General features: G+C 63.6%; 15 protein-coding genes. 8 read left to right on the top strand and 7 right to left on the bottom strand.

Annotation, left to right across the window (positions count from 1 at the left end; genetic code table 11):
- Positions 1-358: 358 nt before the first annotated feature.
- Together ribB and ribH are read left to right on the top strand one after the other, a co-directional pair.
- A complete protein-coding gene (gene ribB / locus A9995_RS12920; protein WP_067613633.1) occupies positions 359-1,624 on the top strand; it encodes a 3,4-dihydroxy-2-butanone-4-phosphate synthase in 1,266 nt (421 codons plus the stop codon).
- Between the two features lie 14 nt (positions 1,625-1,638).
- Positions 1,639-2,061, top strand: a complete 423-nt coding sequence (gene ribH / locus A9995_RS12915) for a 6,7-dimethyl-8-ribityllumazine synthase (protein ID WP_067613631.1) — start codon at positions 1,639-1,641, stop codon at positions 2,059-2,061.
- On the opposite strand, the gene A9995_RS12910 is transcribed toward ribH, so the two are convergent.
- Both A9995_RS12910 and A9995_RS12905 read right to left on the bottom strand, forming a co-directional pair.
- A complete protein-coding gene (locus tag A9995_RS12910; RefSeq protein ID WP_067613629.1) occupies positions 2,058-3,146 on the bottom strand; it encodes a hypothetical protein in 1,089 nt (362 codons plus the stop codon). The genes ribH and A9995_RS12910 overlap by 4 nt on opposite strands.
- Positions 3,146-4,201 carry a phosphotransferase family protein gene (locus A9995_RS12905; RefSeq protein WP_067613627.1) on the bottom strand — a complete coding sequence of 352 codons (1,056 nt, stop codon included), beginning with the start codon at positions 4,199-4,201 and terminating at the stop codon, positions 3,146-3,148. Before A9995_RS12905 ends, A9995_RS12910 begins: the two co-directional genes overlap by 1 nt.
- Before the next feature lie 119 nt (positions 4,202-4,320).
- Between A9995_RS12905 and A9995_RS12900 the strand changes: the two genes are divergently transcribed.
- Positions 4,321-4,575 (top strand): hypothetical protein, encoded by a 255-nt coding sequence (locus A9995_RS12900; protein ID WP_067613625.1) that lies wholly within the window; start codon positions 4,321-4,323, stop codon positions 4,573-4,575.
- A gap of 25 nt (positions 4,576-4,600) precedes the next feature.
- Here the strand turns inward: A9995_RS12900 and eno are convergent, their stop codons facing one another.
- Both eno and A9995_RS17415 read right to left on the bottom strand, forming a co-directional pair.
- Positions 4,601-5,887, bottom strand: coding sequence for a phosphopyruvate hydratase (eno, locus tag A9995_RS12895; protein ID WP_067613623.1), 1,287 nt, complete (start codon positions 5,885-5,887; stop codon positions 4,601-4,603).
- 122 nt (positions 5,888-6,009) lie between these two features.
- Positions 6,010-6,177, bottom strand: a complete 168-nt coding sequence (locus tag A9995_RS17415; protein ID WP_233998213.1) for a hypothetical protein — start codon at positions 6,175-6,177, stop codon at positions 6,010-6,012.
- Here A9995_RS17415 and A9995_RS12890 point away from each other — a divergent pair.
- The 5 genes from A9995_RS12890 (at position 6,176) to A9995_RS12870 (ending at position 8,494) form a co-directional block, all read left to right on the top strand.
- Complete coding sequence (locus A9995_RS12890) at positions 6,176-6,748, top strand: hypothetical protein (protein ID WP_233998212.1); 573 nt, start codon at positions 6,176-6,178, stop codon at positions 6,746-6,748. The genes A9995_RS17415 and A9995_RS12890 overlap by 2 nt on opposite strands.
- A gap of 19 nt (positions 6,749-6,767) precedes the next feature.
- On the top strand, positions 6,768-7,220 hold the full coding sequence (locus tag A9995_RS12885; protein WP_145916950.1) for a phage holin family protein: 453 nt from the start codon (positions 6,768-6,770) through the stop codon (positions 7,218-7,220).
- The gene (locus tag A9995_RS12880) at positions 7,217-7,591 is read left to right on the top strand and encodes a hypothetical protein (RefSeq protein WP_145916949.1); all 375 of its coding nucleotides are present in this window, start codon (positions 7,217-7,219) and stop codon (positions 7,589-7,591) included. The genes A9995_RS12885 and A9995_RS12880 overlap by 4 nt, the downstream gene beginning before the upstream one ends.
- A 29-nt stretch (positions 7,592-7,620) precedes the next feature.
- Positions 7,621-8,139 (top strand): hypothetical protein, encoded by a 519-nt coding sequence (locus A9995_RS12875; protein WP_082992708.1) that lies wholly within the window; start codon positions 7,621-7,623, stop codon positions 8,137-8,139.
- 124 nt (positions 8,140-8,263) lie between these two features.
- The gene (locus tag A9995_RS12870; protein ID WP_067613617.1) at positions 8,264-8,494 is read left to right on the top strand and encodes a DUF4170 domain-containing protein; all 231 of its coding nucleotides are present in this window, start codon (positions 8,264-8,266) and stop codon (positions 8,492-8,494) included.
- Between the two features lie 110 nt (positions 8,495-8,604).
- Here A9995_RS12870 and greA read toward each other — a convergent pair whose 3' ends face one another.
- The 3 genes from greA to A9995_RS12855 form a co-directional block, all read right to left on the bottom strand.
- Positions 8,605-9,072 carry a transcription elongation factor GreA gene (gene greA, locus A9995_RS12865; RefSeq protein ID WP_067613615.1) on the bottom strand — a complete coding sequence of 156 codons (468 nt, stop codon included), beginning with the start codon at positions 9,070-9,072 and terminating at the stop codon, positions 8,605-8,607.
- Positions 9,073-9,175: 103 nt separating this feature from the next.
- Entirely contained in the window at positions 9,176-12,511 is a 3,336-nt protein-coding gene (gene carB, locus A9995_RS12860) for a carbamoyl-phosphate synthase large subunit (RefSeq protein ID WP_067613613.1), read from the bottom strand.
- Positions 12,512-13,120 (bottom strand): hypothetical protein, encoded by a 609-nt coding sequence (locus A9995_RS12855; protein ID WP_067613611.1) that lies wholly within the window; start codon positions 13,118-13,120, stop codon positions 12,512-12,514.
- Positions 13,121-13,123: the final 3 nt, after the last annotated feature.

The following is a 13,123-nucleotide window of genomic DNA, read 5'->3' as shown; positions in this document are numbered from 1 at the left end:
GACACGATGGCAACCATATAGCAACCAGAGTGGGGAGAATTCTGGAGTAAGTCGCCGTAGGGGGAAGCATCTTACACCATAAGTTCAGCCTGTCTGGTCAGTATCTTAGATGAGAATCACGAACCAGAGGGCAACAGCGCGTAACTGCCACTGCCACGACTCTTAATCAGCGGGCCCTTGGTTCGAACCCAAGTGCGTCCACCATTTTTTCACATAAATTAGAAAGCGCCTTTACCCCTTCTGGTGTTTGCAAAAGGCGGGGCTGCATGGCGCGCAAAATGCTTGTGTGTTCTCGTCACGCCCTTTTGATGTGAAGCCCACTTGCGTCAGCACATTACGATGTGATAGCGCATCGCGCATGAGCACCACACTCGAACGGGTCCGCGCATTGATCGCGGACGGAACCATGACCCGCGCCGGGCTTGCCCGCGCTGCGGGGCTGCATGCCAACACCTTGCGCGATTGTGCGCTCGAGAGCTGGAACCCGACCACCGATACCTTGCGCAAGCTCGACGGCTTTCTCGATGCCAATGACGAGACCCCGGTGCTCGTCGGGATCGAGGAGATCATCGACGAGGCGCGCAACGGGCGGATGTATGTGCTGGTCGACGACGAGGATCGCGAGAACGAGGGCGATCTGATCATCCCGGCGCAGATGGCGACCCCCGAGGCGATCAATTTCATGGCCACCCACGGCCGCGGTCTGATCTGCCTTTCGCTCGACCGTCGCCGCGTGGACGCGCTCGGGCTCGAGCCGATGACACGCAACAATCGCGAAAGCATGCAGACCGCCTTCACCATCTCGATCGAGGCGCGCGAGGGCGTGACCACCGGGATTTCCGCCGCTGATCGCGCGCGCACCGTCTCGGTGGCAATCGATTCGACCAAGGGGCCCGAGGATATCGTTGCCCCCGGCCATGTCTTCCCGCTCGCTGCGCGCGACGGCGGGGTGCTGGTCCGTGCCGGTCACACCGAAGCGGCGGTCGATATCTCGCGGCTTGCCGGGCTGAACCCTTCGGGCGTGATCTGCGAGATCATGAACGAGGACGGGACCATGGCCCGGCTCGACGATCTGGTGACCTTCGCGCGCAAGCACGGGCTCAAGATCGGCACCATCCGCGACCTGATCGAATACCGGATGCGCAACGACCATCTGGTGGAACAGGTCAGCGAAAGCGCGCTGACGTCGGATTACGGCGGTGACTGGCGGGCGATGAGCTATCGCAGCAAGGTCGGCGGGGCGACGCATGTCGTGTTGCAGAAAGGCCATGTCGATCCCGAACAGCCGACGCTGGTGCGGATGCATTCGATCTCGATCTTCGACGATATTCTGGGCCAGTCGGGGCCGCGCAAGCGCACGCTGCAGCGCTCGATGGCGGCGATCGGCGAGCATGGCAGCGGGGTGATCGTCTGCATCATGCCCGACCGCCCCGAGCAATTGCAGGCCGAGATCGGCCGCGCGCCCCATGCTGGCGGCGAATTGCGCGATTACGGCATCGGTGCGCAGATCCTGGTCGATCGCGGGGTGAGCGACATGATCCTGCTCAGCGATCACGAAAAGACCGTGGTCGGGCTCGAGGGCTACGGCCTCAGCGTTACCGGCCAGCAGCCCATCCCCGCCTGACAGGAACGAAAACCATGGCCAAATTCCTCATCGTCGAGGCGCGCTTCTACGACGAATTCAACGATCTGCTGATTGCCGGTGCCAGGAAGGCGCTGGAGGATGCGGGGCATTCGGTGGAAATGCTCACCGTGCCCGGCGCGCTCGAGATCCCCGGTACAATCTCGCTGGCCGCCGAGGCCGGAGAGTACGACGGCTATGTCGCGCTCGGCGTGGTGATCCGCGGCGAGACCTATCATTTCGAGATCGTGGCGGGCGAAAGCGCGCGCGGGATCATGGCGTTGACCATGGACGGGATCGCGATCGGCAACGGCATCCTCACCGTCGAGAACGACGACCAGGCCCGCGTCCGCGCCGACCCGGCGCAGAAGGATAAGGGCGGCGAGGCTGCAAAGGCGGCGATGGCACTGATGAAGCTCGCGGACCGGTTCGCCGGCTAGGGCGCGCCATCGAGGACCTGTTCGAGCCCCAGCGGCGCAAACGGGCCGATCACCAATTGTTCGAACACGCCGATGCCTTCGGTGTCCGCGCCGGTCACCGCAACCGGCATCTGCACATGCAAATTCTCCGGTGCGAGCGGATCGAGGCTGGCGAGGTCGATATCCTCGCGTTCGACCCGGAGCGCACCATGATGGATGCCGTGGCCCCATTCGGGATGGGTGTAGCCCAGCCCGCGCATCTGGAAGCGCCCCAGCGGTTCGAGCTGCAATTCCTCAGGCGCGCCCTTGACCGCCAGCGACAGCGTGCCGCCGCTGGGCCAGCGGGTGCCGCTCTCGAGCCGCGCGCGCATCCCGCCTGCTCCTTCGTAAAGCTGCGTCGCATCGGCCCCGTCGGCCGCCCAAGCGGCGCGGGTGTTCCAGGCCTGCCCATGACTGTCGGCATTGATGTGGAAAAACAGGCTGCCATCGGGAAAATTGATCGGGGTCCATTGCCAGAAAAAGCCCAGTTGCGGATGGCCGGGGATCGGCTGCGCATCGCGCGCGCCCACCGGGCGGACCCCCCAGCTGCGGTCGCGTGTGCCGCAGGTGCCCGGCGCCAGCTCGCGGCGGTCGCCATCGATCTCGATCCAGCCCTGATAGTGGCCGTTCTGGGTCATCCGCGTGTAGTCCATGAAGGCGCGCGGACCGATGCGATGGATGAAGCGCGGCTCCTCGATCGGGAACGAGCGACCGGTAAACTCCACCTCCGCGGCCAGCCCCTCGAAGGGTTCAAGCCGCACCTTGAGCCGCTTGAGCGGTTCGAGCACTTCGACATGGAAAGGGCCGACCGACAGATCCATCCGCTCCATGCCCAGCTCACGGCTCGCATGGATGCAGTATTGGACCCCGTCGCGCACCACGTTGAAATGCGCGTCGATGACATCGAGATGCGGATAGACGCCCAGCGCGGCGGCGAAGAAACCGCTGCCGTCCGGAGCATAGCCATTGAAGAAATAGCGGTCGTAGAAATTGCGGTCGGTGCCCGCAAAGGCGACCGGTTCCGGGGTCTGGTGGATCGGATAGTCGTCGCCCCTGGACAAGGCCATCAGTTGTCTCCCTTTAACGCGGCGATACTGTCATGCTCGAGCGCCAGCGAACAGGCCCCGCGAGCCATCGAGAGAAAATTGGCATCGCCGCGTGTCGTCCGCTCGACGAAGGCGGCGCTGAACACCGCAGTCGAGACCCCGTGTAAAGCGCCGAGTCGATAGTCGCGGCGGGTCTGTGCGCGCGACAGCTCGACCCCGAGCGCCGCCATCTCCAGCAGATAGAGATCGAGCAGCTCGTCCTCGTGCGTGCGCCACATCGCCTCGCCTAGCCCGCAGCCGAGCAGATAGGCGACATCGGTCATGCCCTGTCCGATTGCGGTGGTCTGCCAGTCGAGCACGGCGATGGGTTCCTGCCCGCCGCGCACGTCGAACAGCATGTTGTCGAGCCGGAAATCGCCGTGGACGAGGCATTGCGGCGGATCGTGACGGGTGAAATACCGCTCGCTCTGCGCCGCCAGTTCGTCGCACAGCGTCATCATCGCCGGGTCCAGAGTGTCGCGATAGCGCTCGCGGAAAATCGCCTGCGCCTGCGGATACATTTGCGCGATCCGCTCAGCCTGCCCCAGTGGCGGCTGCAGCCAGTCGGCCTCAAGCAGTTCCACCCTGCCCCAGCTCGGCGCGTGGATCGCGGCGGCCTGGCGGATTGCAGCTTTGGCATCGTCCAGACCGCAGCTGGCGATCTGGTCGCCCTGCCGCGCCGGGCCCAGATCCTCGAACAGCAGCAGGAAATCGGCGCCGTCTTCGGAGACATCGACGAAATGCACCTGCGGGACCCGGACCTGCAGATGCGGCGCCGCCTGGCGGTAGAACTCGACCTCCTTGCGATAGAGCCCGAACATCGCCGCCGTCCCGCGGCTCGTTGAATCGGCCGCCGGGAACTTGGCCGCGAAGGTTCCGGTCTCGGTCTGACCTTTGAAGGCGATCGTGAAGCGCACGCTGTCGCCGACCTGTCCGGTGCCGATCGGTTTCCATTCGATGCCCGCAACCGCCCTGCCGAGCACATGGCCCAACCAATCGGGGGTTACCGCATCGGGATGCGTGGGAAATTCTGCCAAGCCGCTCTCCTCCCTGTAAGACAGCCCTTTTTGGACTTGCCCTTTGTTAGGGGAGGAACGCTAGTCGGGACCATCCGTCCTGACAATCAGGCAAACCGGCAGGCAAGAGGGGCCAGAAGATGAATGGACCGATAGACTGGATCGCCTCGATCGGCGCGGTGCTCGCCGCGTCGATGATCGCTTTCGATCTGGGTCGCCGCGCGACGGGATGGGGCTTCGTGCTGTTCTGCGCGGTTTCGGTGCTGTGGATCCACATCGGGCTCAGCACCGACGCGATCCCGCTCGCCGCGATGAACGGGGTGCTGCTGCTGATCAACGCCTGGGGCGTGTGGCAATACTGGTTCCATCCCAAGAACCGCGCCGCGAAATCCTGAGTCGCCCCCTTACAAGAGCAGGCGACTAGCGCGCGCGGTTTCCGAAACATGCCCTGCCCGCGTAATGCGCGCTGTGGCCCAGTTCTTCCTCGATACGGATCAGCTGGTTGTATTTCGCCAACCGATCCGAGCGTGCCAGCGAGCCGGTCTTGATCTGCCCGCAATTGGTCGCGACCGCGAGGTCGGCAATGGTCGCATCCTCGGTCTCGCCCGAGCGATGGCTCATCACCGATGTGTAGCCGGCGCGGGTCGCGATCGCGACCGCGTCGAGAGTCTCGGACAGCGTGCCGATCTGGTTGACCTTGACCAGCAGCGAATTGGCGAGCCCGCGCCCGATCCCGTCGGTCAGCCGTGCAGGATTGGTCACGAAAAGATCGTCGCCGACCAGCTGGACGGTGCTGCCGATCCGCTCGGTGAGCGCCAGCCAGCCCTCGAAATCGTCCTCCGCCATGCCGTCCTCGATCGAGCGGATCGGATAGTCGCGGCACAGCCGGTCGAGATATTCGGCCATTTGGGCACCATCGAGCGACAGCTGCTCGCCGGAAATTTCGTAGCGGCCATCGCGGTAGAATTCGGTCGCGGCGCAATCGAGCGCGAGGACGACGTCCTCGCCGGGCTTGAAGCCGGCATCGCGGATCGATTCCATGATGAAGTCGAGCGCATCGCGGGTGCTGGCCAGATCGGGGGCAAACCCGCCCTCGTCGCCGACCGAGGTCGAAAGGCCCTTCTGCGCCAGACCCTTCTTCAGCGTGTGGAAGATTTCCGCGCCCCAGCGCACGCCTTCGGCAAGGCTGTCGGCGCCCACCGGCATCACCATGAATTCCTGGATATCGATCGGGTTGTCGGCATGCTCGCCGCCGTTGATGATGTTCATCATCGGCACCGGCAACACATGCGCCGAGACCCCTCCGATGTAGGAATAGAGCGGCAGTCCGCGCGCATCGGCCGCGGCCTTGGCGACCGCGAGGCTGGTGCCCAGGATCGCGTTGGCGCCAAGCCGACTCTTGTTCGGGGTCCCGTCGAGCTCGATCATGACCATGTCGATGTCGCGCTGATCCTCTGCGTCGAGCCCAAGAACGGCGTCGGCGATCTCGGTGTTGGCGGCGTTGACCGCCTGTTGCACGCCCTTGCCGTGATAGCGGCTCTGGTCCCCATCGCGCAATTCGGCGGCCTCATACGCGCCGGTCGAAGCGCCCGATGGCACCGCGGCGCGTCCGAAACTACCATCGTCGAGCAACACGTCGACCTCGACGGTCGGGTTGCCCCTGCTATCGAGAATTTCGCGAGCGTGCAGGTCGATGATCAGGGTCATTGCGGCAGACTCCGTAGAAGTGTTGTAATTCTGTAATACACCCCCAGATGGGGAATTCGGGTCGCTCTATGCCGCGGAACCAAGCTCCGCAAGTTGCGTTGCAATATCGAAGGCCGGATCGCTTAGACGCGTCCGGACGAGAACCGAACTTTGAGGGTATGACCGATGGCAGAAACGTTCGACAGCAATAACAAGAAGGCGTCGACGAAAACCGCCGCCAAACAAACCACCGCCGCAAAACCACGCAAGACCGTGGCAAAGACCGGCGCAGCGAAGGAGACCGCACCCATGACCAACACCGCAACCACCACCAAGACCCCCGCCGCCAAGACCGGCACCGCGACCACCGCTCCGGGCGCCATCGACACCGGTGCCGGCAACGAGCATCGTGCCGAGGCCAAGACGCGCTTCAATGCCGCCGTCCAGGAAGCCAAGGCCGGTGCCGCCGCTCTTCGTGCCGAGGCCGGCGAACGTGCCAGCGCATATCGCACCCAGGCGCGTGGCAAGGGCGATGCCCTCGCCACCGACGCCAAGGGCTATGGTGAAGAAGCCAAGACCAAAGGGCGCGAGCTGGCCAATGACGGCAAGGCCAAGCTGAGCGGCGGGATCTCTTCCTTGAGCCGAATGGTCGCCGATAATGCCCATGTGGTCGACGAAAAGCTCGGTGCGCAATATGGCGATTACGCCCGCACTGCGTCGCGCTCGCTCGACGATACCGCCGCCCGGCTCGACCAGAAGTCGATCGACGAATTGACCGAAGACGGTCGCGAATTCGTGCGCAAGAGCCCGGGTCTCGCGATCGGGATGGCAGCAGTTGCCGGGTATATGCTCTCGCGCATTTTCGGCGGCTCGCGTCGCTGAACGCGTGCAGGATCGCGGCATGACCGTATTGGACGGAGAAATCGAAGCGAGGCGGCAGCATATCGGGACGACCGATCTGCCTGACCAATATGGGGCTTCCGAGAATTATGCCGATGACGAGGGGGAGGCAAGCCCTCCCCCTCCATCGCTGTTCGACGATCTTCTCGCCTTGTTCGCAGATGGCAAAACCTACGCACAAGCCGAGGTCGCCTACCAGAAAAGTCGCGCAGGCTTCGCCGCCAACCGCTTGAAATTCGTAGCCGTGTACGGCGCAGCGGCGTTCGGGGTTTTTCACCTCGCGTTGATTGCCCTGACCGTCGGCGTGCTCATCGCGCTCATGCCGCTGGTCGGACCATGGTTCGCGACCGCTATCGTGACGCTGGGGCTAATTGTGCTGGGGGTGGTGTTGCTGCGCAAGCTCAAGGCCAAGGTCGATGACATTCGCTCGGCATTTGCGGAGGATGGACAATGAGCACGGCCCGCCTACGCATGATCGAGGATCGCCATTTGCGCAATTCGGCAAAGGCCCTGGTCGAAGCCGATATCGCGCATCTCAAGGCCGACCTCGCGGAGCGCAGCATCGGAGCGCGCGCTGCCGACCGCATCGCCGATGGTGCCAGCGAGGTCTATGACGAGGCAGTCGAGGTTGCGACCGACAACAAGGGGGCGCTTGCCGCGATCGTCGCGGCGCTGGTGCTCTGGTTTGCACGCAACCCGATTATCGACGCGCTGTTTGGAGAGGATCCAGACGATCGTGATGACGCCCGCGGCGACCGAGATGACCGCGACCGGTACGGTGAACGTCATGACGAGCCGGAACAAGAAAGCCGCTGGCGCCGTTGAGCATCCAGACATGAAATTCGGAGAAAACCATGAGTAATGAGACAGATACAAAAATCCTGACCGATGAAGACAAGCGTGCAGCCCTGCGCGACAAGATCGACGCGGCAGAGCAGCGCAACGCCGAGCGCAGCGTAGCCGACATGGCCAAGGACGCCGCCAACACCGTCACCGATTTCGCCAAGCGTCATCCGCTGGCGACAGTTGCCGGGGCAATCGGTCTGGGCCTCGCCATCGGAGCGATGACTCGCCCCGGTCGCCGTCTGACGCGCCGCACCGGGGTGCTGGCTGCAATGGCTGCGGACACCGCGATGAATTACGGCCTCGACGCATTCGACCGCGCGGGTACGGTTACCTCCGCGGCAGCGCGCTCCGGCTCCGACGGCCTGCAGGATCTCGGCGAAACGCTGAGTTCGGCAGCGCGCAGCCTGCGCCGCGACGCCGCCTATCGCGCCGATGTCGCCGGCGATGCCCTGCGCGGGACCAAGCGCCGCGCCGGTCGCAAGGCTTCTCGCACCATGCGCGATCTGCGCTCGCGCATAAACCACTGAGCAACAGCGCAACCCGGGTGTTTCCGGGTGCCTGACATCTCGAGCGGCGCGACGGGCTTGCCTGTCGCGCCGCTTGCTTTATGGGGCGCGGCATCCCCTCCCCCACGGATGAAAGCCGAACGCCATGGAAGAAACCACCGCCAAGCAGACCCTTTATCTCGTAATGGGCGGACGCGTTTCCGATCCGCGGAGCATGGAGTTCAAGGATCCGGAATCGATCCATGTGGTCGGGGTCTATTCGGATTATGAAGCCGCCGAAGAGATGTGGCGCGCCAATGCGCAGCGCACAGTCGACGATGCCGAAATGAAATATGTTGTGGTCCACCTGCACAAACTGCTGGACCCGAGCGTCTGACAAACCCGGCCTCTGACGAGACCAGCCTCTGACGAAAAAGCCGGGGTCCGCAAGCGGAGCCCCGGCTATCGGAAAAACCAGTTTCAAAGTCTGCTTCGAAACTCGACCGTTCAGATGAACTCGATTTTCTCGACCAGGTAGAACTTGTCGCCCGAGGGCACAGTCACCTCGACTTCGTCTTTCAGGCTCTTGCCGATCAGGGCGCGACCGATGGGCGAGTTGTAGGAAATGCGGCCATTGTTCGCATCGGCCTCGACCACGCCGACGATCTGGTATTTCACCGGCTTGTCGTTCTCGTCGAGCAAGGTGACGGTTGCGCCGAACTGGATATGATCGCCCGACAGCGTCGTCGGATCGATGATCTGTGCGCGGGTCACCTTGTCCTCGATGTCCGCGATATTCATCTCGATCTGGCCCTGGCGTTCCTTCGCGGCGTGATATTCCGCGTTTTCCGACAGATCGCCATGCGCGCGCGCTTCCTCGATCGCATCGACCACGCGCGGGCGCTCTTCGCGCAAAGCCCTGAGATCGGTCATGAGCTTCTCATAACCCTCGGCGAGCATCGGTACCTTTTCCATTCGGACCAGTGTCCTTCCTGTTCTGTCGATTCCGGCAATTCGCGGCTGCGCCGCTCGGGGAGCGGTTCGATCAGCGTGGAATGTCCGGAAGGATAATTGTCAGCTAGCTATAATAGTCTTGCAGCGAGCGCACTTCAAGCTCGTCTGGCCGAACTTCCGCGATTGCCCGCGCTGCGGCCAGCGATGCTGCCGCGGTCGTGTAGTACGGCAGCTTGCGATCGAGCGCCGAGGCGCGGATCGATTGCGAGTCCAGCAGCGACTGCCAGCCCTCGGTGGTGTTGAAGATCAGATCGACCTCGCCGTCGATGATGGCATCGACCACATGCGGGCGCCCCTCGGCGACCTTGTTGACCCGCGTGACCGCCAGCCCCTGCTCGGCCAGATAGGTCTGCGTGCCCTCGGTCGCGATCACCTCGAAGCCCATCTCGATCAACGTCCGGACTGCCGGCAGGATGACCGGCTTGTCGCTGTGCTTTACCGAGACGAACAGCGTGCCCGTGCGCGGCAGGACCATCCCCGCACCAATCTGCGACTTGAGGAAGGCGGCGGGGAAATCGGCATCGATCCCCATCACCTCGCCGGTGCTTTTCATCTCGGGCGAGAGCGCCGGGTCCGAACCGGGGAAGCGCGCGAAGGGGAACACCGCTTCCTTGACGCTCATATGCGCCGGGCGGATGTCGAAGGGTTCGAAATTGGAGAGTGGCTCGCCCGCCATCACCCGCGCGGCAATCTTGGCGACAGGGCGACCGATCGCCTTGGCGACGAAGGGCACGGTCCGGCTGGCGCGCGGGTTGACCTCGATCAGGAACACCTCCTGCCCGTCGGGTCCGTCCTGAACCGCGAATTGTACGTTCATCAGCCCGCGCACATCGAGCGCGAGGGCGAGCTGGCGTGCCTGACGCTCCATCTCGGCGACGATGTCGTCCGAGAGGCTGTAGGGCGGCAGCGTGCAGGCGCTGTCGCCCGAGTGGACGCCCGCTTCCTCGATATGCTGCATCACGCCCGCGATGCGCACCTCGACGCCGTCGGCGATGACATCGACATCGCATTCGATCGCATCGCGCAGATATTGGTCGACCAGCACCGGGCTGTCGCCCGAGACGTTGACCGCGGTGGCGATGTAGTCATCGAGCTGGGCTTCGGAATCGACGATCTCCATCGCCCGCCCGCCCAGCACATAGCTGGGGCGCAGCAGCACCGGATAGCCGATGGTCCGCGCCACCGCCGCGGCCTCGTCGCGGCTCTTGGCGATGCCGTTGTCGGGCTGCTTGAGGCCAAGCTTGTTGACCAGCTTCGCGAACCGCTCGCGGTCCTCGGCGAGATCGATCGCGTCGGGGCTGGTGCCGAGGATCGGGATGCCCTCGCGCTCGAGCGCTGCGGCCAGCTTGAGCGGGGTCTGCCCGCCAAGCTGGACGATCACTCCGACCAGCTCGCCCGCCTGCTGCTCGACGCGCAGGATCTCGAGCACGTCTTCCTCGGTCAGCGGCTCGAAATAGAGCCGGTCGGAAGTGTCGTAATCGGTCGAGACGGTCTCGGGATTGCAATTGACCATGATCGTCTCATAGCCCGCCTCGGCCAGCGCGAAGCAGGCGTGGACGCAGCAATAGTCGAACTCGATGCCCTGGCCGATGCGGTTGGGCCCACCGCCGAGGATCACGATCTTGCGCCGGTCGGTAGGCTGCGCCTCGTTTTCGGGTTCACCGAAGCTGGGGGCCTCGTACGTCGAATACATATAGGGCGTGACCGCCTCGAACTCGGCGGCGCAGCTGTCGATCCGCTTGAACACCGGTTCGACGCCGAGCTTGCGGCGCAGGTCGCGGACTTCGCGCTCGCTGGTGGCGCCGGCCATGGCGCGCAGCGCATCGTGGAGCAGACCCGAACGGCGCGCCTGGGTCTCGCCCATGCCGCCCGCCACCCCGACCGAACGCACGGCGAGCGTCGCGAGGCGCTTGTCGGAGAAGCCCATCGCCTTCAAGCGCCGCATCTCGACCGCATCGCGCGGCAGGCCATTGTGGGCGAGCATCTGCTCTTCGTAGATGATCGCCTCGATCTGGCGCAGGAACCACGGGTCGAAGCCGGTGATCGCCTGCACTTCCTCGACCGTGAACCCTTCGCGGAAGGCCTGCCCGATCCGCAGAATCCGTTCGGGATTGCGTTGCGACAGCGCGGCGGTGATCTTGTCCTTCGACACCCCCTCGAGCTCCGGCACGCGATTGAAGCCGTCGAGCCCGGTTTCGAGCCCGCGCAGCGCCTTCTGCATGCTCTCGGCGAAGCAGCGCCCGATCGCCATCACCTCGCCCACCGATTTCATCGCGGTGGACAGTTCGGGCTTGGCGCCCTTAAATTTCTCGAAGGTGAAACGCGGGATCTTGGTGACGACATAGTCGATGGTCGGTTCGAAACTGGCCGGGGTCGCTCCGGTGATCTCGTTGGTCAGCTCGTCGAGCGTGTAGCCCACCGCCAGCTTGGCCGCGATCCGCGCGATCGGGAAGCCGGTCGCCTTGGAGGCCAGCGCGGACGAGCGCGAGACGCGCGGGTTCATCTCGATCACGATCAGCCGGCCATCCTCGGGGTTGACCGCGAACTGGACGTTGGACCCGCCGGTCTCGACCCCGATCTCGCGCAGCACCGCGATGCTGGCCGAGCGCATGATCTGGTATTCCTTGTCGGTCAGCGTCAGCGCAGGCGCGACGGTGATCGAATCCCCGGTGTGGACCCCCATCGGATCGACATTCTCGATCGCGCAGATGATGATGCAATTGTCCTTGCGATCGCGCACCACCTCCATCTCGAACTCTTTCCAGCCGAGCAGCGATTCCTCGATCAGCACTTCCTTGGTGGGCGAGGCATCGAGGCCCTCACGCACGATCCGCTCGAACTCGGCCTTGTTGTAGGCGATCCCGCCGCCGGTCCCGCCGAGCGTGAAGCTGGGGCGGATGATCGCGGGCAGGCCGGTGCGCTCGAGCACCTCATGCGCCTGCTCGACCGATTGCGCGATCCCGCTCCGCGCGCTTTCCAGCCCGATCGCATCCATCGCCTCGCGAAAGCGGTTGCGGTTCTCGGCCTTGTCGATGGCGTCGGCCTTGGCACCGATCATCTCGACGCCGTATTTCTCCAGCGTGCCATCGGCATCGAGCGCCAGCGCGCAGTTGAGCGCGGTCTGCCCGCCCATCGTCGGGAGCAGCGCATCGGGGCGCTCCTTGGCGATGATTTTGGCGACGATCTCGGGGGTGATCGGCTCGATATAGGTGGCGTCGGCCATGTCCGGATCGGTCATGATCGTGGCGGGGTTGGAATTGACCAGGACGACCCGGTAACCCTCCTCGCGCAGCGCCTTGATCGCCTGCGTGCCCGAATAGTCGAACTCGCAGGCCTGACCGATGATGATCGGCCCGGCGCCGATGACGAGGATCGAGGAGATGTCAGTGCGTTTGGGCATTTAGAGCTTCCCGCCAGCGTAAAGCGTAGCAATGATTGCCGCTACTCCGATGAGTAGCGCGATGAGGATAGATATCCATTGCGGAGTAGCGGAAGGCTCTGGAGAGTTTTGAACCTCCTGCTTGCTTTCCACCGATTGCTCATTGAAATTCGAGGGCGCAAAGTTGTTGTTGATCGTCACGGGCGCATGCGATGCTTCCCGTGAGGTGGCGGGGTGAACGACATCAGCCAGATTAGCCAAATCATCGCCTTGCAGGCGCGATCTCTTACCCAAAATTGCTTTCTCGGCTTCGTCGCTATTCAACCACGCATCGCCTTGAGCCGCGATGCGCCCAATGAACGACGAAGGCATTCGAAGGGCCCTATCCACGACGTCTAGGCCCTCGCCGGATATTGAGCAGTAGGTATGTCCCGTATCGTAACTACCCCAGGAGTCCAGCAAGCCCTCGTTCTGCAATTTTTCAGTCGCGACTTCGACGCGTCTCAATGACAGAATGAAGCCATTGAAAGCGCCCCTAATCTGGTCGTGGGTGGGACTTTGATCTCGCGCTTCACAGATTTGATAAACCTTATAAAGCACAGCCAGATTGATTTTTTTCTGACTAATCATGGC

It is taken from the genome of Erythrobacter sp. QSSC1-22B (genome assembly GCF_001678665.1).
Classification (GTDB): Bacteria; Pseudomonadota; Alphaproteobacteria; order Sphingomonadales; family Sphingomonadaceae; genus Qipengyuania.
Note: the sequence above shows the minus strand (reverse complement) of the source record. Positions and strands in the feature narration are given on the sequence as shown.

Excerpts from the sequence above, each read along its gene's own strand:
- ribB (WP_067613633.1), top strand. The coding sequence starts at position 359 with ATGAGCACCACACTCGAACGGGTCCGCGCATTGATCGCGGACGGAACC.
- ribH (WP_067613631.1), top strand. The coding sequence starts at position 1,639 with ATGGCCAAATTCCTCATCGTCGAGGCGCGCTTCTACGACGAATTCAAC.
- A9995_RS12910 (WP_067613629.1), bottom strand. The coding sequence starts at position 3,146 with ATGGCCTTGTCCAGGGGCGACGACTATCCGATCCACCAGACCCCGGAA.
- A9995_RS12900 (WP_067613625.1), top strand. The coding sequence starts at position 4,321 with ATGAATGGACCGATAGACTGGATCGCCTCGATCGGCGCGGTGCTCGCC.
- eno (WP_067613623.1), bottom strand. The coding sequence starts at position 5,887 with ATGACCCTGATCATCGACCTGCACGCTCGCGAAATTCTCGATAGCAGG.
- A9995_RS12890 (WP_233998212.1), top strand. The coding sequence starts at position 6,176 with ATGACCAACACCGCAACCACCACCAAGACCCCCGCCGCCAAGACCGGC.
- A9995_RS17415 (WP_233998213.1), bottom strand. The coding sequence starts at position 6,177 with ATGGGTGCGGTCTCCTTCGCTGCGCCGGTCTTTGCCACGGTCTTGCGT.
- A9995_RS12885 (WP_145916950.1), top strand. The coding sequence starts at position 6,768 with ATGACCGTATTGGACGGAGAAATCGAAGCGAGGCGGCAGCATATCGGG.
- A9995_RS12880 (WP_145916949.1), top strand. The coding sequence starts at position 7,217 with ATGAGCACGGCCCGCCTACGCATGATCGAGGATCGCCATTTGCGCAAT.
- A9995_RS12875 (WP_082992708.1), top strand. The coding sequence starts at position 7,621 with ATGAGTAATGAGACAGATACAAAAATCCTGACCGATGAAGACAAGCGT.
- A9995_RS12870 (WP_067613617.1), top strand. The coding sequence starts at position 8,264 with ATGGAAGAAACCACCGCCAAGCAGACCCTTTATCTCGTAATGGGCGGA.
- greA (WP_067613615.1), bottom strand. The coding sequence starts at position 9,072 with ATGGAAAAGGTACCGATGCTCGCCGAGGGTTATGAGAAGCTCATGACC.
- carB (WP_067613613.1), bottom strand. The coding sequence starts at position 12,511 with ATGCCCAAACGCACTGACATCTCCTCGATCCTCGTCATCGGCGCCGGG.
- A9995_RS12855 (WP_067613611.1), bottom strand. The coding sequence starts at position 13,120 with ATGATTAGTCAGAAAAAAATCAATCTGGCTGTGCTTTATAAGGTTTAT.